This is a genomic window from Saliniradius amylolyticus (assembly GCF_003143555.1).
GTDB classification, from domain to species: domain Bacteria; phylum Pseudomonadota; class Gammaproteobacteria; order Enterobacterales; family Alteromonadaceae; genus Saliniradius; species Saliniradius amylolyticus.
Window position 1 is genome coordinate 2805058 of the sequence record NZ_CP029347.1, and the last position, 23295, is coordinate 2828352.

Sequence of the window (23295 nt, forward strand, 5' to 3'; positions counted from 1 at the left end):
GTTCTCGTTCCTGATACAGCATGCTTTCTTTAACTCATTATTCTCATAAACAGGTGTCCATCTGGACCACCCTCATTTTCGATGCCCTGATTACCGCTTTCTACTTCACTAAAGTATTAAGCTTACCGGCCGACGTGACACTGACCAGCGTGGAAATGGCACGAGTATTAATGCAGGTGATGATTATCGCCATCGTGCTGGCCATTATCCTGTTCAGCGGAGTGCACTTTTTTACTCAGCACGACCCTAAAGACGAGCGTGATTACTGGGTTGATGCCCAGGCCACTAAGGTGGCCTACGGGGTGTTGAGTTTGAGCCTGGTGATCATCATCGGCCATACAGCCGTGGCTGAAATCTTCGCCGCCGACCTGCAGCCCTTATTCGACAACCCATCTATGCAATACGCTCATCTATTGTTACTCGCGCTGATCGCCTCATCCATGCTGCGCTCCGTTACCCAGTTGATTTTGTATCGGCGCCACTGAAATGGTGAAGGGCTTAACCAATCGCATCCGTGCACTGCGTCAGGTCAACGGTAAGATGACACAGGCGGAGTTGGCTAAGCGAGCGGGCGTTAGCCGCCAAACCATTATCTCTCTGGAAGCCGGGCGCTACTCACCATCACTGGAATTGGCGTTTCGTATCGCTCAGGTATTGCAAAGGCCGATCGATGACGTTTTTGAGTACCGGCCGGATGAACCCACTTTATGACAGTCAAACCTTGTCTTCCGGCACTGTAGGTCTCTACACTGACAACATTTTGTTGCGGCAAAAACTTTTACTGGTAGGATGCCGCCCGAATAACCAAGGCTCGGCAAATCAAGTAACTGCCAGACACTTTGGATAACCATTTTTAAGAGGACTAGCCTATGTCTCGCGTGTTAATAATCGGCGCTGGCGGCGTCAGCACCGTTACCGTTAAAAAATGTGCCCGTCTGCCACAACACTTTGATGAAATTTATCTGGCCAGTCGCACTCTGAGCAAGTGCGAAGCCCTGCAACAGGAAGTGGGCGCCGATCGCGTCAAAGGCGTATTCGCGGTGGATGCCGATGACAGCCAACAGGTGGTAGAGCTGATCAATAAAGTGCAGCCCAAGTTGGTGATTAATCTGGCTTTGCCATATCAGGATCTGCCGATTATGGACGCCTGCCTGGAAACTGGGGTGGACTATCTGGATACCGCCAATTATGAGCCGAAAGACGAAGCCAAATTCGAGTATTCCTGGCAGTGGGCGTATCAGGATAAGTTTGAAAAAGAGGGCCTGATGGCCCTGCTGGGCAGCGGCTTCGATCCGGGTGTGACTAATGTATTTACCGCCTATGCGGCCAAGCATTACTTCGATGAGATCCATTACCTGGATATCGTGGATTGTAACGGTGGCGATCACGGCAAGGCGTTCGCTACCAACTTCAATCCCGAGATCAATATCCGCGAGATCACTCAACGCGGTAAATTCTGGGAAGATGGTCAATGGAAAGACACCGACCCGCTAAGCGTGCGCGAGGATCTTTACTACCAGAACATCGGTGAGCGTCCGTCCTACCTGATGTATCACGAAGAACTGGAATCGCTGGTGAAGCACTTCCCGACCATCAAGCGCGCACGTTTCTGGATGACCTTTGGCGATGCCTACCTGAACCACCTTCGGGTGTTAGAAGGTATTGGCATGACCAGTATCGAACCCATCGACTTCCAGGGTCAGAAGATCGTGCCTCTGGAGTTTCTAAAGGCGGTGCTGCCAAACCCGGGGTCACTGTCGGAAGGCTACACCGGCATGACCTGTATCGGGACTTACATAACCGGCATGAAAGATGGCCAAGAAAAAACCATCTTTATCTACAATAACTGCGATCACGCCAAGACGCACGAAGAGACCGGTGCTCAGGCTGTTTCCTACACCACCGGCGTACCGGCTATGATTGGTGCCATGCTGATGCTTAACGGGACCTGGAAAAAGCCCGGCGTATGGAACATGGAACAGTTCGACCCTGATCCCTTTATGGAGCAGTTAAACCAACACGGTCTGCCGTGGCATGTACTGGAGTGCGATAAGAGCCCCTTTACCAAGTAGTGAAATACTGGGAAGCCTCCCTGGCTTCCCCCGTTTAAGGAGATCGCAGTGACCGACCCTATGCAAAGTCCCGCTATTCCCTCGCCCTGTTACGTGTTGGAAGAGGCCAAGCTCGAAGCCAACCTGCAGCTGATGGAACGTGTCCAGCGCGAGGCTGGAGTGGATATTATTCTGGCACTGAAAGGCTTTGCCATGTGGTCGGCTTTTCCTTTGGTGAGTCAATACCTGAAAGGCTGCACCGCCAGTTCAGTATGGGAGGCCAGACTGGCTAAAGAGGAAATGGGTAAAGAGGTACACGCCTATTCACCCGCTTATAAGCCGGCAGATATAGACGAGTTGGTTAAGCTGGTGAATCACATCTCCTTTAACAGCCTGGGACAATGGCAACGTTACCGTCAGCAGGTTGTCGAGGCGGGGGTGTCCACTGGACTCAGGATCAATCCCGAGCACCGCGAAGCTGAAACCGAATTGTACGACCCCAGTGCTCCGGGCTCGCGCCTGGGCGTGCGTGCTGCCGAGCTGGAAGATGTGGATCTGGAGGGTATAGAAGGCTTTCATGTGCACAACCTTTGTGAATGCGACTCCCATGCCGCCGAGCGCACTCTTAAGGCCGTGGAACAAAAATTCGGACAGTGGCTACCGCAGTTAAAATGGCTAAATCTGGGTGGCGGCCACCTGATGACCCGTGAAGGCTATGATGTAGAACACCTTATCCATATACTCAGAGACTTCCGCCAGAAATACGATCTACAGATTATTCTGGAGCCCGGTTCGGCAGTGGCCTGGCAGACGGGCCCCCTGGTCAGCGAAGTGGTGGATATTGTGGAAAACGACGGACCGGTGCTGATTCTGGACATCTCCGCTACCGCCCATATGCCCGACGTACTGGAAATGCCCTACCGCCCCGCTATCCGCGGCGCCGGTGAATTGGGCGAAAAGCCTTATACTTACCGTATTGGTGGCAACTCCTGCCTGGCAGGGGATATCATCGACAGCTACAGCTTCGATAATCCGGTGCAGATCGGTGAACGGATTATCTTTGAGGATATGATCCACTACACCATGGTTAAAACCACGTTCTTTAACGGTGTCGAACACCCATCTATCGGCATCCTGCGCAAAAACGGTCAGTTCGACTTGGTTCGCCAGTTTGGCTACGAAGACTTTAAGAGCCGACTGTCATAGATTGCCCTGGTCTGCTAAAGGTGAACAATGCCCCCTACAACGCTGCACAACTGCACTGCATTTTTAACGCTGTCATTTACAGAGCTATTTCTGTGTGACTAGCCAAAGCGCGTGGATCACACCAGGAATAAAGGCCAGCAGGCACAACAAAATGTTGATGACCAGGTCCTTACCGGCACCATATTTAATAAATACCGCTACCGGCGGCAGCAAAATTGCCAAGATAATCATTAATAGTTGATTCATAGTCGTCTCACTACCTCGCCGGAAAAAACAGTGGCTCTCTCCACGGCACTTTTTATGGCTCGCTGAGTTTAAATTCCGTGTTGAAAACCTGATTGTAGTCTTCGATGAAGTCTTTGTGGATGGATGCCTCCATCCATTTTAGATGCAGTTCAAGGTAGCGCCGGCTCTGGGTATGCTCCGCCAGCCACTGGTTAACCCGGCCAATAATGACTTCCCCGGACGGTGAGCGAGAGCACATAATGTAACCCAGTGAATAGTCTTTTGCTTCCTTGAGGCGAAAACTGATTAAATCACCGTTATTCTCACCCCAGTTTGCTACGACCATTGGGTACTCAATGGTCGCATCAATACGTCCCTTCACCAGCATCTGTAACAACTCTTCGCTGCTGTACGAGCTGGCTCGTCGCCATATACGTGCTTGTCTTTTTTCGCGCTGCAATATCTCATCAAGCTGGTTTCCATATCGCCGCCCAGCCATCACACCCAGACGTAACTCAGGAAAAGACGCCATCAGGGACTGAAAACCGACATGGCTGTTTTCAGCGCCGAGCTGGGCTGCATAGTCAGAATCGGCTCGCATATACAGCCTTTTCCCAGGCACGACGACTTGGGGTAAATCGGTTATGTGCGCAAACTGCTGACGCTCGCTGGTGATCAGTTTATCGTCGACACACACATTATCTTGCTCTTGCACCATTCTCATCGCACGTTGCGTGTTGGCATACACCGTTTCGATGGGCCAGTTTAAGTCCTTGTGCAGCCAGCCTCGCAGCTCTTCATCCAGTAAGATCCGGTTAGCCACATTCGGCTTATATTCCGCGACCCACAGTAATGTCTCACGACTGTATGCCTCAGGCCCAATGACAAGCATCAGGCTGACGCCGATAAAACCGATCAGACGACGATGGGTACCAAGCATCATTACTCAGCGCGATTGGGAATAATCTGCAACTCGACCCGCCGGTTTAGCTGGCGCCCGGACTCGGTGCTGTTATCGGCCACAGGCTGACTTTCCCCCATGCCCTGAGTCGTTAAGCGACGCTGATCCACACTCTGGCCCACCAGGTAATTGCGCACCGCATTCGCCCGGTTTTCGGACAGGCGCTGATTGTGCTCCGCCGAACCCGTGCTATCGGTATGCCCCTCCACCAGCAAGTAGGTTTTCTGATATTTATTCAACACCTTAGCCACATCATTGAGTACCGGATAAAAGCCCGAGGATATGGTGGCACTGTCTGTGGCAAAGGTGACATTACTGGGCAATTCCAGGCGCAGGCGGTCACCTTCACGGATCACCCTGACGCCGCTCCCGGCCAGCTCCTCACGAAACTCTTGTTCCTGCTTATCCATATATGAGCCGATGGCGCTGCCCGCAATAGCCCCTACCACGGCTCCCCATAAGTAACGACTCTTATCATGATCGCCGGTGCCCTTACCGATTACCGCTCCGGTAACGGCGCCGATGGCCGCGCCTCGTTGGGTATTATTCATTGACTGACAGCCAGTTAGACTAAGCGCTGCCAGGGTTACAGCCAGAAGTGTCTTTTGCATGGTTTTGCCTTTTTCGTTAAAAGCGTATTTTGAAAGTATTGATCCCAAAGTCTTAATCATGCCTGAATAGCTTAAAAATTAGAGTATGAACACGGCTAACAGGTTATACAAAGACTGCAGGAGTGCCTTATTTGATAGCAGCACGTTCAGTAATCATCAACGCCGTTTTTACCGCACGCTCACGGCCATCTGAGGGTCGGTTGACAACCTCTCCACGGACCAGCATCACCGAGGACCCGCCCCCATCCAGGTTCATGGCGTCAACACTGCCCAGCTGCAACAGTAGGTCCGTTAATTGTTCAAGACTGACCCCGACGCTGAATTCTGGCTGACGGCCATCCACCACCAACATGATCAGCCTATTATCGTCAGTCAGCCCAATGGCGGTTCGGGGTGCGACAGACGCCACGATATCCTTGGGGAACAGCTCATGACCCAGATTATCAACGCGCACCCCATTGCGAATCAAAATTGGACCGCCACCTACCGCATGCTCCTTGTTCCATATTGTCCCTTTGTACGGATAGGTCTTGCTGGGTTGCGGCAGTGGCGCAGCGCTCAGGCTGTTAGCGGACACGCGAGGGTAACGATAAACGGTCTGCTCCAGGTGATAAACCCAGTCAATGCTCCCCTGCCGCTGCTTATCGACACCAAACGCGCCCCGGGTGGGGTAGTATGTGCGATTCGAGCGCTGCAGCGCGTGAATGTTCCTGGCAAGTATTTCCCCCTCCCGGATCAGGAGGCTTACTGAGCCTGTCTGTGTAAAAAAGCCGCCATTGATGCAAACAAAAACCCTTTCCGGGTTTGCCGCTGCAAGCTCTGAGGGCTTCCGAAAACCCGTTTCCGACATCGCCGCCGTAAGCTGGACCTGGTCTGATGCGAGCTCTGTTATGCTGTAGTGCGCCTTAACGGGCGAGCCATTCGGTAGCCGTCCTGCCCCCTTATACAGGCGAATCGGTGTCGGTAACTGTGCATTAACCGCTGTATCCTCTTGCCACTCCAGGGTTAGCCCTGCTTGCGCTTGCAAGGGAGATATCAGCAACAAACTGAGTGCCACTGCGCTCAGGAACTTTGGCATGGGGTTCGGGCTGCAGAGCTGCCTGCGCCCAGGATGGCTCCTGCAACGCACTGTTTTTAAAACATTCACCGGTCTTGTGAGTCGCTCAGTGAGCGTGCCATATAGCGCTTACACCTCAAACAGGCGGCCGTGTAACTTCTGCACCACAGACTCACTGTCTCCCGAGTGCACTAGCACAGAGATATTATGGGGATTAGCGCCATAGCAGATGAGCCGCAGATTCACAGCGCTGATGGCGTCAAAAATAGGCGCCGATACGCCGGCAGCGCTGTGCATGTTGTTGCCCACCACGGTGACCAGATCGAAGCCTTCTTCCACACTCACCTCCGAGATCTGTCTCAAGTCTTCGATACAGTCACGATTGATGCGGGCGCGCACACTGTTCGGTGGATTATCGATAGTTAAAGACACGGAAATCTCTGAGGTCGTGACCAAATCCACACTCAGGCCATGCTGGGCCAGAATGCCAAATACCTGCTCCAGAAAGCCCGACGCATAGAGCATATCCGGCGTTTTGACGGTCACCAGCACCTGATCTCGACGCCGGGTGATGGCTCGATAATGAGGTTCGTGCTCACAGTCTCGCTTGATCCATGTGCCCCCTTTTTCAGGCTCTCGGCTGGAGCCGACAAAGACGGCGATATCGCGACGTACAGCGGGAACCATCGTCGCCGGGTGTAATACCTTGGCTCCAAAGGTCGCCATCTCGGCGGCCTCTTCAAAACTTAACTCTGGTAGCGGGCGTGCCTTTTCGGTAATACGCGGATCCGTAGTGTAAACGCCCGTCACATCCGTCCAGATTTCACAGGTTTCAGCCCCCAAAGCTTCTGCCAGTAATGCGGCCGTGTAATCGGAACCTCCCCGGCCAAGGGTGGTGGTATTATCAAACTCGTCGCAGCCGATAAACCCCTGTGTAACGGTAACCAGCTTGTCTAACTGAGGCTTAAGTAACGTTTCGGCTTGCTCGGCAATAAGCTGGATGTCCGGCAATGCCTGACCATAATCACTGTCGGTCTTGATCACCCGGCGTGCATCGAAATTTGTCGCCTGCCCCCCCATCTGGTTAATGAGTTCCGCAAACAACAGTGACGACATCCGCTCGCCTAAAGATAACAAGGCATCTTTAAGATCGGGACGGAACAATAATTCTTCATGGCGGGCCTGTTCCCTTAACAAACCCAGCAACTCGTCGAGCTTGGTCGCCGCTTCCTCAGGTTGCCCCAGGTCATTCAGGATGCGTCTTTCGATGGTTTCAATATCGGTGATAACTTTAGAACGTTGTTCATCTGTCAGCTCTTCGTTAGCCAGCGTCACCAGGTGATTAGTAACGCCCGCCGCGGCGCTGACTACAACGACCCGAGTGTCTGCGTTATCCAACACAATCCGGGCGCAAGAGCGCATTGCGTTCAGGTTGGCCACACTGGTGCCGCCGAATTTCGCGATATTGACTGCCATCGATGACGTTCTCCTAGCTCAAAGGGAAAAGCGTAACTTAGCAACTTTGGTCAGAAAAGAAATAGGCGTGAGATGAATATATATGCAGATTATAAACAGGGGGCACACTTTTAGTGCCCCCTAATGAATAGTTTGCTGTCTATCTGTTTCTGCTTAAAGATGTCCCTAATGCTGATGCCCAAATTCGACACTGAGAATTTCGTCGTTACCATCAAAGTGCAGGGTTTTAATATCACCATCGAGGGTTTCAATGTTGACCATATTGGTCTGCTCGGTCCAGATATCCCTTAAAGCATGGTGTCTTACCGCAAGGCCTTCAAGATTGACCGGAATCGGCGTTTCCTGATACACCCAGAAAAACTTACCATCCGATTCAAAGCCCACTGCGTTCAAGGTCAGCGCTTTTTTATCACGCAGCAGAGTGAAACGCTTGGCCACATAAGCCGCAAAGCGCTGCTGGGTCTGCTTGTCGGCGATAATATCTGCGTCACTGCCGAATATCTGACGTACCGCGTGTTCCGCATCGTGCAGATAAAAGCGGTGCATCACCTCAATATGTTCGGTTCGGGGATTAAACAAGACCTTGGTAATAGCCGCCTTTTGCTGATGGGCCAGGGCAGGCGCAAATGCGCCTGCCACCAGCATCAGGGCCAGAATCATCGACCTCATCCGTCGTTATTCTCCTCGTCTTCCGGGTCTTTCAGTTCAGTCTTGCTGTCCTGCATAATATCGCGATAGACCTTACCGGAACGCTCTTTCGCCTTATACGCCTCGACGCGAGAAGGAATGATGCGGCGCGGATAATGGTTATTCTCCACATCCACATCAGCAGTTTCCCAACGGGGATCCACGGTGACACTGACCAGTTCCTGATCTTTCTCAGTGACAATCAGCTTTTTCACTGCCTTAGGTGTACGACGCCATATCTCAGCCGGGATGCGGCGCATCTCGGTGCTGCCATCTTCAAAGGACAGTTCCAGAATAATGGGCATCACCAGACCGCCTTTGTTGGAGAACTCCATCACATAGTAGTTTTTGTCTTCCTCTACTGCCCGCTCGAATACGCGACGTTCCCAGTCTTCCAGACCATGCAACCACTCCCGATACTCATTGCGCTCCTTGTTTGTGACGGTAAAGCGGTCGTTCTTGTCATAGAAGTCGCTGATATCCGGGTTTTTCTCGATCCACAGCTGACGACCTTCTTCGCGGTTGCGTTCTACGGTTAACGACAGCGGCTTGTCTTGTTCGTGCTGACGCTGGCGAGCGAAATCGATGTCCGGGTCCTCAGTATCCAGACGCATCTTGTAAACCCGCTCGATGGAGATATCCACGTGGTCGGTGCTGTAGAACCAGCCGCGCCAGAACCAATCCAGATCCACGCCACTGGCTTCTTCCATGGTACGGAAGAAATCGGCCGGAGTAGGACGTTTATACTTCCAACGCTGCGCATACTCACGGAAAGCGAAGTCAAACAATTCACGGCCCAGGATAGTCTCTCTCAGAATGTTCAGCGCTGCGGCTGGCTTGGTGTAAGCATTAGGGCCTAGACGCAGCACACTGTCCGACTGAGTCATGATCGGTACCTGCGTCTCAGACTCCATATAACCGGTGATATCACGAGGTTCTACGCCCCAGGGAATGCTTGGATCCCATTCGCGACCGGCAACGCCATCCAGGAAGCTGTTCAGCCCTTCGTCCATCCAGGTCCACTGGCGCTCGTCGGAGTTCACGATCATGGGGAAATAGATATGACCAATTTCGTGGATCACCACGCCAATGAGAAAGCGCTTCTCGGCCTGTGAGTAGGTGCGGCTGCCATCGTCCTGCAAAGTCGTGCGCGGACCATTAAAGGTAATCATGGGATATTCCATGCCACCTACCGGGCCATTCACCGACTGAGCGGTGGGGTAAGGATAGTCGAAAGAGAAGCGCGAATAGACTTCCATAGTATGGATAACCGATTCGGTGGAATACTTCTTCCACAGGTCACCCCCTTCCTTCGGATAAAAAGACATCGCCATGACCAGCGGTTGTTCATCACCACCCTGATGATAACCTCTGGCGTCCCACATAAACTTGCGGGATGTGGCCCAGGCAAAGTCACGCACGTTGTCGGCAGCAAAGTGCCAGGTCTTCAGCTCGTCGGTGCCTTCCTTCTCGTTTTCCAAAGCCTCTTCTTCGGTAACCACAAAGACCGGGCGCTCGGCATTAGCCGCCTCTTCCAGACGCTCACGTTGAGTGTCCGTCAGCACGTCGTCAGCGTTTTGCAGCGTACCTGTAGAAGAGACAATATGGTCGGCAGGGACCGTCATTTCCACATCATAGTCGCCGAATTCCAGAGTAAACTCACCGCGACCAATAAACGGCTTGTTGGTCCAGGCCTCGTAATCGGTGTAGGCGTGCAGACGCGGGAACCATTGAGCAAACAGAAAAATGTCATTGCCGCCTTCGCGCTCATCATCGGGGAAGTGCTCATAGCCTGCACGGGCCGAAACCGCATCTTCCTCGACAATGTTATAGGCGTAATTCATCGAGAAACGCACGCTTTCGCCAGGCTTTAACGGCTGGTTCAGGTCCACGCGCATGTTGGTACCGACAATCACATGGTGCAGCGGCTCGCCATTACCATCCACCAACTGATCGATGTCATAGCCCAGTTGGTTGTCTTCCATAAACTGCTGACGACGCAACTCACCCAGACTCAGGCGCGCCGGAGTATCACCATCACCGGCCTGAGTGGCCGGGCCACGGCGTCCGATTCCGGCAAAGGCACTGCCCGCCTCGGCGATGGAGTCTTTCAGGTATTTATTCTGCTCCAACTGTAGCCACAAATAACGCAATGTGTCCGGCGAATTATTCTGGTAACGGATCTGGATCTTAGCCTCCAGACGGCGTTTGTCTTCGTCCAGCGTAGCGTCGATATCGTAGTCGACCTGCTGCTGCCAGTACTGGTGACCGGGGGCGCCGGCGGCATTCCGGTAAACATTCGGGGTAGGTAGGCTCTCATCCAGTTGACGGAACTTATCTTCAAAGTCGCCTTTGGTCTGGCGAATGGCGCTGGCGGCGGCCGGGTCGGCCAGTCCCGTCATCAACAGCGCACTGAGGGCTATAGCTCTTTTAAACATACATCTTCCCTTGGGTTAACGCAGGGGCGCAAGACTCTCCACGCCCGACAAAGGCGCAAGAATACCTTATAACATCAAGGGATAGAAAGGGTGCTGGTTAAGTGACCAACTTCCTGCGACCAATCACCTCAATAGAATCCGTTTAATGGAGGTTAGCTCGCTGAACCAAACCAAAACCTCAGACTCTGGCGATACGCCGAGTCAGACTCTAACTCTGGGAGCACTCTGTTAATGTCTTTAATGACCCGACGCCCCCACCCCGTATTGCTGCAGCCTACAGCACCAATAATCTCTCGGTCCTGATTCTCTGCAATTGGCAGGTAGCGAAGTGGTTGCTGTTCCAACAGTTCGAAGTAACGACCCACCGCCCGGTAATCGATGTTGTAATCGAGCCGCCCTACCTGCACCAGTCTTAATACGCTGCGCGTTACTTCACCGGCGGTCAGCGCCAAATGGTCTTCTCTGGGCAAGCTGTGTTGCTCTATCAAGGGCTGCAGCCGTTCACCATATTTACGCCCCAGCGGATAACCAAAGGTAAAAACCGCATCCTGTAACAGCGCCTCTAAACTTATGGGCTCGCCGTATTTGTCAGCCAATTTCTGATAGTTTTCAGGATTGGTAATGATCTGGTGCGGTTTGTAGCTGTTGGTTGCATCCGAGTATAGAGTAGTATCGGTGTCGGGCTTTTTAATCATACAAGGGAAGCACACCGGGGCTCCCTGCTGGCGCAACTTGGTGATTCGCGCTTGGGGGACACGTCGTACTTCGTGCTGATACTCTGGCATCCGCTGCCGTAAGTCCTGAATCAGGAGGTCACAAAAGCCCTTCCCGGCATAGGGCCCCTCGTAGATATGAAAGGGCGGAGCATCATTGACCGCCCAGGTCAGCGACTCCTGGCCCCAGGCTAAGCCACCAAACCACAGCAAAATAAGCCATTCTGGTTTTAGCTTTATCAAACCGTCTCCTATGACAACTCTTCGCGCTCATCCCGACGTTCTGGGATGACAGACCCGGTCCAGCAAGTATAGAACAGACTGGTAGGGCAGCGCGCCATGCTGTTGCAAGCCAATCTCACAAGTACGACTGTTCGAAATGCCATAGCTGGCCGAGGTTGGCAACTGTGCCTTCAATCCTGTTAACGCACTGGCGTTTAATTCTGGAGTGAAAAACCCTTTGTCCCCGGCAAAGCCACAGCAGTGGATATCTTCAGGTATCACCACTTCCTTGGCGCAGGCCCGGGCCAGCTGCTCGAGGTAATGACCATTGTGAAGCCTTTGACTGCTGCAGGTTACATGCAAGGCTACGGTCTCTTCCACCGGAGTCAAAGTCAGGTGAGGCAAGAGAAAACGCACCATAAACTCGGCCGTTTCATAGATCCGACGTGGAGCATCCACATCCTGTAATTGGAGTGCGCAGGGAGAAGCGTCGATCAACACAGGGATATCCGCGCCTTCACCCAGCGCAGCGAGCAGTTCTTGTTTTTTTTGTCGGGCTAATGCCGGCTGGCCCTTACTGGCAAACGGCATACCGCAACACAGTTGATCGACGTTGTTTGGAATGATGACTTGCCAACCTGCCTTATCGAAAAGTGACTGAACCACCTCGGGCAACGAGCGCTCATCCGGCCCCCCGGGTGCCGCACCAAAAATACGATTTGGGCAGCTGGGAATATAGATAGCCTTCGACGTTTGTGTGGAACCTGCGTTAACCGACGATACCCGCTTAGCCCCCTTGGGCCAGGCGGGAGACCATGTTGGCCCACCCAATGGCCGACTAACAGCATTGAACACCTTGTCGGTGTTATTGTCCCCTATACGATCCCGCACCCACCCCAGGGTATTTAAGCCAAAACGGGCGATGGCAGTGGTTTCCTTTAAGTGACCGGCCGCCCAGCGTGCCAGAGGCCGAGCCTTGCTCGACGTGGTTTTTGCTCGCAATGCCTTGATGTAATCACCGGTATTGATATCCACCGGGCAACGTTCGGCGCAAAGCCCGGTGGCGGCACAGGTATCCACCCCCAAATATTGGTAAGCCTGTTCCAGGATTTGCCGGTCTTCGCCCGAGTAGCTCTTTGACCGTCGCTTTAAGGCAATGCGCTGGCGCGGGGTCAGCGTCAGGTCTTTAGACGGACATACCGGCTCACAGAAGCCACATTCAATGCAATGGTCGATCAGTCCGTCTGTCTCTGGCATGGATTTTAAATGCTTTAAGTGCGCCTCGGGATCATCATTGAGTACCACTCCGGGGTTTAAAATGCCTTTGGGATCGAGTAATGCCTTGATTTGCTGCATTAACTGATAAGCCTTGTCACCCCATTCATGGCGTACAAAGGGCGCCATGTTGCGCCCCGTGCCGTGCTCGGCCTTGAGGGAACCATCAAAACGCCCCACCACCAGCTCGCTTACCGCCTGCATAAAGTCTCGGTACTGCTCGACCTGAGTCTGGGTGTCAAAGGCCTGAGTAAAAACAAAGTGCAGATTGCCTTCCAGTGCATGCCCGAAAATAATCGCCTCGTGATAGCCGAATTGATCAAACAGCTCATGCAGTGCCGCCACCCCTTCGGCCAGCCGGGCCACATCGAAAGCCACATCCTCAATGATTACCGTGGTGCCAACCTCCCTGACCGCGCCGACTGCCGGGAATGTTCCCTTGCGGATCGCCCAGAGCTGCTCGGCGACCTCAGCATCACGACTAAAGCTCACCTCGGCGATCATGTCCTCGGCCTGGGATAAACACTGCTGCACCTGTTGCTGACGCTCTAGTAAAGTTGACTCATCGGCACCGCCCACTTCAATCAATAGGGCGGCCCCTCGGTCAGTCAAGGCCTGAATGTCTGGCATGCCCGGCTTATCGGACACCGACCGCAGCGCCCGCGCATCCAATAGTTCAACAGCATTGACCGACAACCCGGCAAGTTGAGTCACCCGTTCACAACAAGACTGAATATCCGCAAACACAAATAACCCCGTCGCCCTGTGCTGGGGCTGTTCGACGGTGTGGTAAGTTATGTCGGCAATAAACCCCAGAGTGCCTTCAGAGCCGATCATCAGGTGAGCCAGAATATCGACAGGATCTTCGTAGTCCAAAAGGGCATTGATGCCATAGCCTGTGGTGTTTTTCAGCCGATACTTATACCTGACCCGCTCTGTCAATTCAGGGTCTGCCAACAAGCGCTCACGTAAGGCAGAAAGCTCAGAAAGCATCGTCCGATGGGATTGGCGGAACCCGGCCAGACTCTCAGCATTACTGGTATCCAGAACCGTACCGTCAGCCAGTACCACTGTCATGTCTGACAGAGTGTGATAGCTATTTTGCTTAACCCCACAACACATGCCCGAGGCATTATTCGCCGCAATACCCCCCACCTTGCAGGCGTTGATGGAAGCCGGATCCGGACCGATTTTACGGCCCAGTGGTGCCAGTGCTCGGTTTGCCTGCGCACCAATCACTCCGGGTTGTAGCCGGATTTTGCTGCCGGATTCCAGTATTTCCCACTGCCGCCAGTGTCTGTCTAACATTACCAGCACCGAATCGGTCACCGCCTGACCGGATAAGCTGGTGCCGGCGGCCCGGAAGGTCAGCGCAATTTCGGCCTTGGCCGCCTGTTCAATTAACCACTGAACCTGTTCTACGTTGCTCAAAGTCACCACTAGCTGCGGAAGCAAATGATAGAAACTGGCGTCGGTGCTGTATGCTAAGCGCCGGGGAAGATCCGATATAACCGCAGATTCGCCAAGTTTTTGCAGTAAATTTCGCTTAAATTGCTGCATTTTGGGAGAAATTGTCACACTCATAAGTTACTGTGGCTCCTCTGAGTCATTTTGGTTACCATTGACCATGGCAGGCCTATTCACTATATAATCCTAAAAAGAAGAATAACTTATTAGTTGTCATCACTATGTCCAGTCTGATTAAGATCAAAGCCATCCGCGATAGCCTCTCTGCCAACGAGAACAAGCTGGCCGACTATGTATTGGCGCATCCCGAATCGATCCGTAATTTGTCCTCCCAGAAGCTGGCACAAACCGTCGGCGTCAGTCAGTCCAGCGTGGTCAAGTTCTCTCAGAAACTGGGCTATAAGGGCTATCCGGATTTTAAGTTCGCTCTCAACGACAGCCTGCATCGCCAGAATGAGCAAGGACAAGCGGCACCATTACACGGTCAAATCTCACTCAGCGATTCCTTCGAAGAAATGTCAGAAAAGCTGCTGTCCAGTGAGATTAAGGTACTCACTCAGACAAAGGCAGCCAATGAGCAATGGGCTTACGAAAAAGCCAGCCAACTGCTACTCGATGCCAAGCGAATTCTCATCTGCGGCATCGGCAGCTCGGCCCTGGTGGCTCAGGATCTCAGCTTTAAGTTACAGAAGCTGGGCATGGCCGCCGTGGCCGAGAGCGACTCACACGTGCAAATGGCGAATGTGGCCAACTACGGCTCCGAAGATCTGCTGTTTGTGATCAGCGAATCAGGAGAAACCCGGGAAGAGGTAGCGGTCACTAACATCGCCCGAGACAACCAGGTTCCGGTGATCAGTCTGACCCGCTTCGCCAACAACAGTATCGCTAAGAAAGCCGATTGTAAGTTATACACCGTGGCCGAAGAAGACTCGGCCCGGCTATCGTCCATTTTGGCTCATACCGCCCAATCTTTTGTACTTGATACGCTGTTCATACTGCTGACCCAGACCTCCGAGCGAGGTCGTCAGTTACTGGAACTATCCAACGACGTCGTGCGGCAATACCGTAACCGTTAGGGATACAACAGGTAAGGCTGACGCTGACGCTTAAAGCGCGTTAACCCCTCAGCCCATTGTGTACGGATCTCCTGTTCGGTCTTACCATTCACAATGGCCAGCCGTAACTTATCGGTCCCGGACAGCTTGTCCATCCATGCCTTGCGAGTGAAAAAGGTTTCCTCCGCTTGCTCAAAGGCCTGATACCAGCTAAGCAGGATGTCCAGACGGATACTACCTGGCTTGTGACCGCGCAGATCCATACCCAGCGCTTTCACCCCTTCCAGTTTAGGGTGAGTCGACACACCGGGGATAGAGCGAGGCGTAAAAGCGAAAGCAGGTTCTGCGTCGGTGACATAATGCTTGTCATGGCCAATAACCTGGAAGGGGAAGTCTGTTCCCCGGCCAATGCTAACCGGTGTGGCTTCGAAAAAGCCCAACGTGGGATAGAGACGTATGGAGCTGTAATTGGGGAGATTGGGGCTGGGTTTAACCGGCAAGGGATATTCCATCTCCCGTTGGTAATTAGCCACGGGGACCACCGTAAGATCGAGCGACTTATCCGTATCCAGCCAACCTTCGCCCTGGATCATCTGTGCCAGCTCGGCCACAGTCATCCCGTGAACCAGCGGAATAGGATGCATACCCACAAAGGATTGATACTCTGGCTCCAGAACCGGCCCGTCGACATAATCACCATTAGGGTTAGGACGATCCAACACCATAAAGGCAACGCCCGCCTCTGCAGCAGCTTCCATCACATAGTGCATGGAACTGATATAGGTGTAAAACCGCACGCCCACATCCTGAATATCGAACAGGATCACATCCAGATCGACCAATGCCTCGGGCTCGGGTTTGCGAGTCTTACCATAGATGGAATACAGTTCGATGCCCGTCTTATGATCCACCCCACTCTCGACCTTTGCCCCGGCATCGTGATCACCACGGAAGCCGTGCTCAGGGGCGAAGATGCGTCTGACCTCAACCCCCTCGGCTAATAACTTATCCACCAGATGCTGCTGGCCCACCATGGAGGTTTGATTGACCACCATTCCCACTCGCTTGCCTTGCAACTGAGGCAGGTAGCTTTGCGTCCGCTCGGCGCCGACCACTATCGGCTCGGGCTGCTCGGGTGCTCCTGATTTGGCTGGCGTTTGACCATTTTGTCCGCAGGCACTTAGCACCGTTGTCACTAGCAAAGCGATAAAGAGACCGGCATAGTTCATCACGCTTCCCCTCCGTGAGCTTGTACGGCCTTACGCAAGAAACCCCGATGTTGACTCAGTAATGCCTCTGAGGCGGCTTTATCGGCACCGGTCAGAATATGCAGAATCGCCAGCTTGGCCTTATAGTCACAGTCAATCAGCGCCTGACGAGCCTCCTGTTCAGCACAGTCTGTGGCCTGCATAACGATTCGAATAGCGCGGGCGTAGAGCTTTTCGTTGCTGGCGTTTACATCCACCATCAGATTCTGATAACTCTTACCCGAACCAATCATGGCCGCCGTACTTAGCATATTCAGCACCATTTTCTGAGCGCTGCCTGACTTCAGACGGGTGGAACCGGTTAATGCCTCGGGTCCCACAGCCACACAAATTGGGATCTGTGCCTCTTCCGTCACCGGGGAGCCAGGATTGCAGGTCACTCCGACTGCCGTCGCTCCCAGGGATTTAGCATACTTCAGCGCCGCGATGACATAGGGCGTGCGCCCGCTGGCCGCAAGGCCAACCAGTACATCCTTTCGATTCAGTCCTGCCTCTTGAAGATCGTCCACCGCCAGCTCAGGATCGTCTTCGGCCCCTTCCACGGCTTTATAAATCGCATTATCGCCCCCGGCGATGATGCCCTGCACCAGCTGGTCGCTGACGCTGAATGTCGGCGGGCATTCTACCGCATCCAGAATGCCCAAACGGCCACTGGTCCCGGCACCGATGTAGATCAGCCGCCCACCATCGGCAAAAGCAGCAATAACCTTCTCAACCGCCTGGGCAATCTGAGGCAAAACCTGCCTGACTGCCGGAGCCACCTTCTGATCCTCGTCATTGAGTCTTTTAAGCACCTCCAGTGTCGGCAGGGTATCAATGTCCATGGTTTCGGGGTTACGCCCCTCAGAGACCATCGTATCCAGCTGTTTAATCAGCTGTGACTGACGCTGATGTGAGTCCGTTGTTGATTGAGTCATGGTAATACTCCGTTAAAAGGTGATTAGCGAGTCAACTCACTGCCTGCGGTCTCATTGACCAGAACATCCGCTTGTTGACGCCCGGCAAAACAAACAAGAAAGGCGATCAGACTGCCGAGGCAAAGCTGGTACGTGAAACCAAGATTAAAGTAGAGAGACTGTGGCAGGTACAGTGTCTGAATATAGGGCTGCATCAACAATGGCACCATAAAGCCCACCAACAGTGCGGCAGTCACAGACGAGGCACTACCACGGCGAGTGAACAATGTCGTGAAGTACACGCCCAGCAACCCACAATAGGAAAACACCATCACACTCAAGGCAAAGGCTAACAGTGGCATTTCCGAGTATTGCTGCCAGAAATAACACAGGATAGCCATGCCGCCCAGAGCAGCGGCGGCCACCACCATGCCCATCTGTCCTGCAAAAACAAAGTGTTTTTCTTCTTTACCCGGATGGTGCTTTTCCACCCAGGGGCGGTAGAGATCCTGCACCAATACTGACGACATAGCGTTTAGTCCCGAGTTCAACGTAGACAGCGCCGCAGCAATCACGCCGACGGTTACCAGACCACGGATACCCGGCGGGATCTCGTTAAGCACATAGTACATAAAGATGGTGACATCCTCGCCGTTGAAGCTCGGCGCCGCCTCTAACACGCCGCCACCAGTCATCAGTTCCGGTCGCTGGTAATAGATGTATAACAGCAGGCCAATGGCGATAAATAAGGCCATTACAGGGATCACCATTACCACCGACCAGATCAGGGCCTTGGCCCCTTCTTTGGCGTTCTTACAACTCAACATGCGCTGACTCATATCCTGATCCAGCCCGAAGGCCGCGATATTCAACAGCAGAAAACCGGTCACCGCCGACCAAAAAGTGAACACGCCCGAGGAGGTAAAATCGAGCCGGAAATCCAACAGTGTTAACTTAGATAGCTCGCGCTCTGGCGGATTTTGTAAGGCGTGGATGATCTCACCGAAATCTGCCGGAATGGCCGACAGTAAGTAAGCAATCACAAAGATGGCGGCCCCAACATAGACCACGGTTTGAATCACGTCCGAATAGATCACTGAGCGAATCCCACCTACAAAGGAGTAGGCAAGCCCCACCACCGCCAGGATTAACACCGAGCTGATTACGTTGGTGGCCTCAATATTAGCAAACAGGATCATGGACACGGCTATCGCCGCCATATACAGCCGGGCACCACTGGCAAATACGCGCCCAAACAAGTACATCAGACCCGCCTGTTTCTTAGCCCGCTGCCCGAAGCGCTCTTCCAGCAGCTCATACACCGTCGTGACCCTAAGCTGATAAAACTTGGGAATCAGAAACCAGGCCACGCCGACGGCAGCCAATGCAGCGCCAATGTTTGTGGCCAGGTAGCTAAAGTCCCCCTGATAGCCCTGATCCGGGCCACCTAAAAAGGTGGCTGCAGACTGAGAGGTCGCCAGTACCGACACTGCCACCATCCAGATAGGCATGCTGTTGCCACCGAGAAAGTAATCCTGAGTGGTGGCCGACTGCTTACGACTGAAATACCAACCGGTAAATGCCATAACGGCGAAATAGCCTAAAAAAACCAGCCAGTCTTGCCAGAAAAATTGCACCTGCATAGTCACCTCAACATCGCCACAGTATGATGGCTTATGTATCCTGAATACCTTTATACCAAATATTTAATTCCATTATAAGTGGAATTATAATAAATATTTTATTATTCTACTAACTTTCTGTTTACATGCGGGATAAGACGAGGAAAACGCTATGACAAGGTCGCTGCTATGTACCATCCCTGTTAACTGGCGACGTGCCAGCCTGAAAGTCACTGCCTTACTGATGATGGGAGGACTCAGCGCCTGCAGCCATAAGGCCAGCACAGTGCAGGTCGACAGCGAGCTTCGCCAGGCAGTGGCCCAGAAGATTATGATCGATATCCGCTACTTTTGCGAATCGGCCCCGGCTCCTGAGGAGCCTTGCGAGCAGGGCGTAACCCAGCTGCCAGAAGAATTAGCAAAAGTAGTGAGTGATACTGGTTTAGGTGGCATCATTTTATTTGCCGAGAATATCCAGTCCAAATCTCAGATCGTGCGGCTTAATCATGAACTACAGCAAGCCGGATTAAGCTCCAATGCTGGACATCCTCTGTTTATCAGCGTGGATCAGGAAGGCGGCCGGGTGGTGCGCACACCACCCGAGATGGCCACCACACTGAGCGGTAATATGGCCATCGGCGCCACCTATGCCCGGCATGGGACTGAGTTTGCTACCCAAACCGGCATCCTGCTGGGTAAAGAGGTGAAGGCGATGGGCTTTAATATTAACCACGCGCCCGATGTAGATGTGAATGTGAACCCCGACAACCCAGTGATTAACGTGCGTGCCTTTGGCGAGGATGCCAACACGGTTGCCAAGCTCGGCTTAGCGCAGATGAACGGACTGCAATCTGAAGGGGTACTGGCTACTCTTAAACACTTTCCCGGCCATGGTGATACCTCCGTCGACAGCCATACTGGCTTGCCCAGAGTGGAGCACGATCGCGACACCATCGAACAAGTGGACCTGAAGCCCTTCGCTCATGCGATTGAACAAGGCTCTCCCGCTATGGTGATGACCGCGCATATTCAGTACCCGCAGCTGGACGACTCCACTTTGACCACCAAAGACGGTTCCGAGGTCATCCGTCCTGCTACTTTATCTCGCGCCATACTCACCGATCTGCTCAGAGAAAAGATGGGTTTTAAGGGCCTGATTGCCACCGACGCTATGGATATGGCTGGCATCTCGCATTTTTTCGAGCCGACTCAGGCGGTGATCGAGACCTTTAAGGCCGGAGCCGATCTGGCACTAATGCCAGTGAAGATTCGCCATCCGGGTGAGCTTCATAAAGTCGAAACCCTGATCGATGCCGTTGTGAATGCTGTGCATCGCGGCGAGTTGGATCGGCAGGAAGTGCTCGCCTCAGCAAAACGGATTGTTCAAACTAAACAGCAATACCAGCTTGCAGAGCAGGCTCGTCAGCCATTATCGGTAAAGGTTGCCCAAGCTGAGGCTGTACTTGCCTCCGCCAAACACCGGCAGACAGAGCAAGCTCTGGCCGATGCCGCCATTACTCAGGTACGCAATCAGAACAATGCCTTGCCACTGCCTGACAGCGCCCACCAGATTCACCTGATAATGCCCGATAAGGCCAAGTGCGTAGCACTCAGTCAGCACCTACAAACTTACAGTAATAATGCCGTTACCTGCACCAGCCTGCGCAGTTACAACGCCACCGATGCTATTCGCGCGATCCGCCTGGCCGACTCAGTGGTGATGGCCAATATCAGCCCCCGGCAGAGTGCTGTTGAACGCGGTGGTATGGACAATTTAACGCAAACTCGCTTGCAGGCCCTGAACTATAACGACCAGCAAAAGATACTCCCAGAGCTTATTCAGATCGCCAAAGACAAAGGTAAACCAGTCACCTTTATCAGCCTGCGCGCGCCTTATGACATTGAGCGCATCGCCGACCAGGCCGATGCTGTATTAGCGAGCTTCGCCTACAACGTCTACTTCAAACAGGATCAGCAGGGTCGACTGCTGGCCATGAGCCCGATTTTCGATGCCCTGGCCCGGACATTGTTGGGGCAATTAGAGCCCCAGGGGCAACTGCCCGTCACACTGGGTAATCACTGATGGCCTGGCTGTACCGTCACTTGGAGGGGATCCTTGCAGCCACGCCGGGGAACCGGTTACTGGCTGTCGATGCATTGCGGGGTATCACTATTACTGCAATGATATTGGTGAATAACCCTGGCAGTTGGTCCTATATGTATTGGCCACTGAAACACGCCGACTGGCATGGCTGGACGCCGACCGATCTTATCTTTCCGTTTTTTATCTTTATTGTCGGCATTGCCATAACCCTTTCTTTCAGCGCGCAGCGGGCTAAGGGCAAAAACTCAGCTCAGTTGCTTAAACAAGCCTTGGTACGCACCATTAAGCTACTGTTACTGGGCTGGTTTCTGGCGCTGTTTTACTATCGGGTTAACGACCCGAATTTTAGTTGGCTCGAGGATCAACTGCTCAGCATACGACTACCCGGGGTTTTACAGCGCATTGGACTGGTCTATCTGGCTACAGTACTGATTGTGCTCAACTGGCGCTGGCGTGGTCAGCTTATTTGGTGTCTGGGCTTGTTATTAGGCTATTGGGTTCTGATGACCTGGGTACCTTACGCCGATAACCATGGCAATACCTTCCAAGGGCTGTATCAGTTTGGCAACAGTCTGGCCGCCTGGGTAGATCACCAACTCTTGGGGCCGGGTCATGTGTATTACAGCGACGCCCAGCCCTTTAGCTTCGATCCTGAAGGCCTGTTGAGTACCCTGCCTGCCATCGCGACCTGTCTGAGCGGGGTGCTTATCGGACAGTATATGCAAGGTCAGCATTCACTCACTGACAAGATCCGCTACCTGTTAGGCTTAGGAGCGATTCTGGTTATCGCGGGACAAAGCTTGTCGGCCGTAATGCCCATCAACAAAGCCTTATGGACCCCCAGTTTTGTGGTATTATCAAGCGGCTGGGCCTGCGTCAGCCTGGCGCTGTGTCTGTGGCTTATCGACGACCGGGGCTATCGCCGCTGGTGCGCACCTTTTATCGTGTTTGGTGCCAATGCCATCGCTTTCTTTATGTTTGCCGGCGTTGCAGGTCGCCTCGTCATAATGTTGCCTTGGGGCGAGCAGAGCCTCAAAGGCGCGTTTTATCAAACCCTGCTTGCCCCCCATTTAGGGAATTACATTGGGTCTTTGGCGTATGGGATACTGTTTCTTTTGGTATCGTACATTTTAATGTATTGGATGTATCGCAATCACTGGTTCTGGAAGGTATAGATGACACAAACTTCGGCCGCGCAGGTGCGCGAGCAAATTCGACGGGGCGAGATTACCGGTAACACATCTGGCCTGGCACCTGGCTTTGTACAGTGCAACCTGGTGGTGCTGCCGGCCGATTACGCCAATGATTTTCTGCGCTTCTGTCAGCGTAACCCCAAGCCTTGCCCGCTCATCGCCATGGCCGATAAGCCCGGCGACTTTGCCGTCACCGATGCCGGGGAAGGCATCGATATCCGTACCGACTTCCCCGCCTACGAGGTGTTCGAACATGGCCGGCATCAGCAGCAGATCACCGATTTAACCGCGCTATGGAGGCAGGACTGGGTCAGCTTCTTACTGGGCTGTTCTTTTTCCTTTGAAGAGGCACTGCTGGATAATCAGCTAGAGGTGCGCAACATCACCGAAGGCGTGAATGTGCCCATGTATAAAACCAACCTTCCCTGTCAGTCAGCGGGGCCGTTCCATGGTAATATGGTCGTCAGTATGCGGCCGATGAAAGCCGCTGATGCCATTCGTGCCATACAGATTTGCAGCCGGTTTCCCCAGGTTCACGGCGCGCCGGTGCACTTAGGCGACCCAACCTTGATTGGCATTAATGATCTACAGCAACCGGATTATGGTGATGCGGTAACCATTGGCGACGACGAGTTGCCGGTATTCTGGGCCTGCGGTGTCACACCCCAGTTAGCGATCCAAAACGCCAAGCCTCCCGTCTGTATCACCCACAGCCCGGGCTGTATGCTGATTACCGACTTGCGCAACAGTCAATTATCGATGTTATAG

At 53.2% G+C, this 23295-nt stretch carries 20 protein-coding genes; 8 read left to right on the forward strand and 12 right to left on the reverse strand.

The features are described 5' to 3' along the window. Positions 1 to 20 precede the first annotated feature (20 nt). From HMF8227_RS13140 to nspC, 4 genes are all read left to right on the forward strand, one after another. Complete coding sequence (locus tag HMF8227_RS13140; RefSeq protein ID WP_109340613.1) at positions 21 to 485, forward strand: hypothetical protein; 465 nt, start codon at positions 21 to 23, stop codon at positions 483 to 485. Position 486: 1 nt separating this feature from the next. Continuing rightward, positions 487 to 711 (forward strand): helix-turn-helix transcriptional regulator, encoded by a 225-nt coding sequence (locus tag HMF8227_RS13145; protein ID WP_109340614.1) that lies wholly within the window; start codon positions 487 to 489, stop codon positions 709 to 711. 158 nt (positions 712 to 869) lie between these two features. Then, the gene (locus HMF8227_RS13150) at positions 870 to 2072 is read left to right on the forward strand and encodes a saccharopine dehydrogenase family protein (RefSeq protein ID WP_109340615.1); all 1203 of its coding nucleotides are present in this window, start codon (positions 870 to 872) and stop codon (positions 2070 to 2072) included. Positions 2073 to 2120: 48 nt separating this feature from the next. Further along, complete coding sequence (gene nspC, locus HMF8227_RS13155; protein WP_109340616.1) at positions 2121 to 3257, forward strand: carboxynorspermidine decarboxylase; 1137 nt, start codon at positions 2121 to 2123, stop codon at positions 3255 to 3257. An 84-nt stretch (positions 3258 to 3341) separates the two neighbouring features. Here the strand turns inward: nspC and HMF8227_RS13160 are convergent, their stop codons facing one another. The 9 genes from HMF8227_RS13160 to HMF8227_RS13200 all read right to left on the reverse strand — a co-directional run bounded on the left by HMF8227_RS13160 (position 3342) and on the right by HMF8227_RS13200 (position 14506). After that, on the reverse strand, positions 3342 to 3503 hold the full coding sequence (locus HMF8227_RS13160; protein ID WP_109340617.1) for a YqaE/Pmp3 family membrane protein: 162 nt from the start codon (positions 3501 to 3503) through the stop codon (positions 3342 to 3344). A gap of 52 nt (positions 3504 to 3555) precedes the next feature. Continuing rightward, entirely contained in the window at positions 3556 to 4425 is an 870-nt protein-coding gene (locus HMF8227_RS13165) for a type 2 periplasmic-binding domain-containing protein (RefSeq protein ID WP_109340618.1), read from the reverse strand. Next, positions 4425 to 5054 carry a YiaD family glycine zipper/OmpA-like lipoprotein gene (locus tag HMF8227_RS13170; RefSeq protein ID WP_109340619.1) on the reverse strand — a complete coding sequence of 210 codons (630 nt, stop codon included), beginning with the start codon at positions 5052 to 5054 and terminating at the stop codon, positions 4425 to 4427. Before HMF8227_RS13170 ends, HMF8227_RS13165 begins: the two co-directional genes overlap by 1 nt. A 127-nt stretch (positions 5055 to 5181) precedes the next feature. Then, positions 5182 to 6132, reverse strand: coding sequence for a phosphodiester glycosidase family protein (locus HMF8227_RS13175; protein WP_109340620.1), 951 nt, complete (start codon positions 6130 to 6132; stop codon positions 5182 to 5184). A 108-nt stretch (positions 6133 to 6240) separates the two neighbouring features. Continuing rightward, a complete protein-coding gene (gene lysC, locus HMF8227_RS13180) occupies positions 6241 to 7587 on the reverse strand; it encodes a lysine-sensitive aspartokinase 3 (protein WP_109340621.1) in 1347 nt (448 codons plus the stop codon). Between the two features lie 165 nt (positions 7588 to 7752). Continuing rightward, positions 7753 to 8256: a DUF6702 family protein gene (locus HMF8227_RS13185; protein WP_109340622.1), complete on the reverse strand. Its 504-nt coding sequence runs from the start codon at positions 8254 to 8256 to the stop codon at positions 7753 to 7755. After that, complete coding sequence (locus tag HMF8227_RS13190; RefSeq protein ID WP_420820558.1) at positions 8253 to 10676, reverse strand: M1 family metallopeptidase; 2424 nt, start codon at positions 10674 to 10676, stop codon at positions 8253 to 8255. Before HMF8227_RS13190 ends, HMF8227_RS13185 begins: the two co-directional genes overlap by 4 nt. A gap of 188 nt (positions 10677 to 10864) precedes the next feature. After that, the gene (locus HMF8227_RS13195) at positions 10865 to 11668 is read right to left on the reverse strand and encodes a TIGR02285 family protein (protein ID WP_162558611.1); all 804 of its coding nucleotides are present in this window, start codon (positions 11666 to 11668) and stop codon (positions 10865 to 10867) included. Positions 11669 to 11695: 27 nt separating this feature from the next. Then, the gene (locus tag HMF8227_RS13200) at positions 11696 to 14506 is read right to left on the reverse strand and encodes an FAD-binding and (Fe-S)-binding domain-containing protein (protein ID WP_109340625.1); all 2811 of its coding nucleotides are present in this window, start codon (positions 14504 to 14506) and stop codon (positions 11696 to 11698) included. A 104-nt stretch (positions 14507 to 14610) separates the two neighbouring features. Here HMF8227_RS13200 and HMF8227_RS13205 point away from each other — a divergent pair, with 104 nt between their 5' ends. Beyond that, complete coding sequence (locus tag HMF8227_RS13205) at positions 14611 to 15465, forward strand: MurR/RpiR family transcriptional regulator (protein WP_109340626.1); 855 nt, start codon at positions 14611 to 14613, stop codon at positions 15463 to 15465. Here the strand turns inward: HMF8227_RS13205 and HMF8227_RS13210 are convergent. From HMF8227_RS13210 to HMF8227_RS13220, 3 genes are read right to left on the reverse strand one after another with little or no spacing between them, the layout of a single operon-like run. Beyond that, positions 15462 to 16673 (reverse strand): exo-beta-N-acetylmuramidase NamZ family protein, encoded by a 1212-nt coding sequence (locus tag HMF8227_RS13210; RefSeq protein WP_109340627.1) that lies wholly within the window; start codon positions 16671 to 16673, stop codon positions 15462 to 15464. The two genes, HMF8227_RS13205 and HMF8227_RS13210, sit on opposite strands and share 4 nt — an antisense overlap. Beyond that, complete coding sequence (gene murQ, locus HMF8227_RS13215; RefSeq protein WP_109340628.1) at positions 16673 to 17629, reverse strand: N-acetylmuramic acid 6-phosphate etherase; 957 nt, start codon at positions 17627 to 17629, stop codon at positions 16673 to 16675. Before murQ ends, HMF8227_RS13210 begins: the two co-directional genes overlap by 1 nt. 23 nt (positions 17630 to 17652) lie before the next feature. Next, positions 17653 to 19251 carry a sodium:solute symporter gene (locus HMF8227_RS13220; protein ID WP_109340629.1) on the reverse strand — a complete coding sequence of 533 codons (1599 nt, stop codon included), beginning with the start codon at positions 19249 to 19251 and terminating at the stop codon, positions 17653 to 17655. A 151-nt stretch (positions 19252 to 19402) separates the two neighbouring features. Here HMF8227_RS13220 and HMF8227_RS13225 point away from each other — a divergent pair, with 151 nt between their 5' ends. The 3 genes from HMF8227_RS13225 to HMF8227_RS13235 are packed head-to-tail and all read left to right on the forward strand — an operon-like array spanning position 19403 to position 23295. Continuing rightward, the gene (locus tag HMF8227_RS13225) at positions 19403 to 21313 is read left to right on the forward strand and encodes a glycoside hydrolase family 3 protein (protein ID WP_239421312.1); all 1911 of its coding nucleotides are present in this window, start codon (positions 19403 to 19405) and stop codon (positions 21311 to 21313) included. Beyond that, positions 21313 to 22509, forward strand: a complete 1197-nt coding sequence (locus HMF8227_RS13230; RefSeq protein WP_109340630.1) for an acyltransferase family protein — start codon at positions 21313 to 21315, stop codon at positions 22507 to 22509. The genes HMF8227_RS13225 and HMF8227_RS13230 overlap by 1 nt, the downstream gene beginning before the upstream one ends. Further along, the gene (locus HMF8227_RS13235; protein WP_109340631.1) at positions 22510 to 23295 is read left to right on the forward strand and encodes a putative hydro-lyase; all 786 of its coding nucleotides are present in this window, start codon (positions 22510 to 22512) and stop codon (positions 23293 to 23295) included.

Coding starts and splice junctions, on each gene's coding strand:
- HMF8227_RS13140 (WP_109340613.1), top strand. CDS start 21: ATGCTTTCTTTAACTCATTATTCTCATAAACAGGTGTCCATCTGGACC.
- HMF8227_RS13145 (WP_109340614.1), top strand. CDS start 487: ATGGTGAAGGGCTTAACCAATCGCATCCGTGCACTGCGTCAGGTCAAC.
- HMF8227_RS13150 (WP_109340615.1), top strand. CDS start 870: ATGTCTCGCGTGTTAATAATCGGCGCTGGCGGCGTCAGCACCGTTACC.
- HMF8227_RS13160 (WP_109340617.1), bottom strand. CDS start 3,503: ATGAATCAACTATTAATGATTATCTTGGCAATTTTGCTGCCGCCGGTA.
- HMF8227_RS13165 (WP_109340618.1), bottom strand. CDS start 4,425: ATGATGCTTGGTACCCATCGTCGTCTGATCGGTTTTATCGGCGTCAGC.
- HMF8227_RS13170 (WP_109340619.1), bottom strand. CDS start 5,054: ATGCAAAAGACACTTCTGGCTGTAACCCTGGCAGCGCTTAGTCTAACT.
- HMF8227_RS13175 (WP_109340620.1), bottom strand. CDS start 6,132: ATGCCAAAGTTCCTGAGCGCAGTGGCACTCAGTTTGTTGCTGATATCT.
- lysC (WP_109340621.1), bottom strand. CDS start 7,587: ATGGCAGTCAATATCGCGAAATTCGGCGGCACCAGTGTGGCCAACCTG.
- HMF8227_RS13185 (WP_109340622.1), bottom strand. CDS start 8,256: ATGAGGTCGATGATTCTGGCCCTGATGCTGGTGGCAGGCGCATTTGCG.
- HMF8227_RS13190 (WP_420820558.1), bottom strand. CDS start 10,676: ATGACGGGACTGGCCGACCCGGCCGCCGCCAGCGCCATTCGCCAGACC.
- HMF8227_RS13200 (WP_109340625.1), bottom strand. CDS start 14,506: ATGAGTGTGACAATTTCTCCCAAAATGCAGCAATTTAAGCGAAATTTA.
- HMF8227_RS13205 (WP_109340626.1), top strand. CDS start 14,611: ATGTCCAGTCTGATTAAGATCAAAGCCATCCGCGATAGCCTCTCTGCC.
- HMF8227_RS13210 (WP_109340627.1), bottom strand. CDS start 16,673: ATGAACTATGCCGGTCTCTTTATCGCTTTGCTAGTGACAACGGTGCTA.
- murQ (WP_109340628.1), bottom strand. CDS start 17,629: ATGACTCAATCAACAACGGACTCACATCAGCGTCAGTCACAGCTGATT.
- HMF8227_RS13220 (WP_109340629.1), bottom strand. CDS start 19,251: ATGCAGGTGCAATTTTTCTGGCAAGACTGGCTGGTTTTTTTAGGCTAT.
- HMF8227_RS13225 (WP_239421312.1), top strand. CDS start 19,403: ATGACAAGGTCGCTGCTATGTACCATCCCTGTTAACTGGCGACGTGCC.
- HMF8227_RS13230 (WP_109340630.1), top strand. CDS start 21,313: ATGGCCTGGCTGTACCGTCACTTGGAGGGGATCCTTGCAGCCACGCCG.
- HMF8227_RS13235 (WP_109340631.1), top strand. CDS start 22,510: ATGACACAAACTTCGGCCGCGCAGGTGCGCGAGCAAATTCGACGGGGC.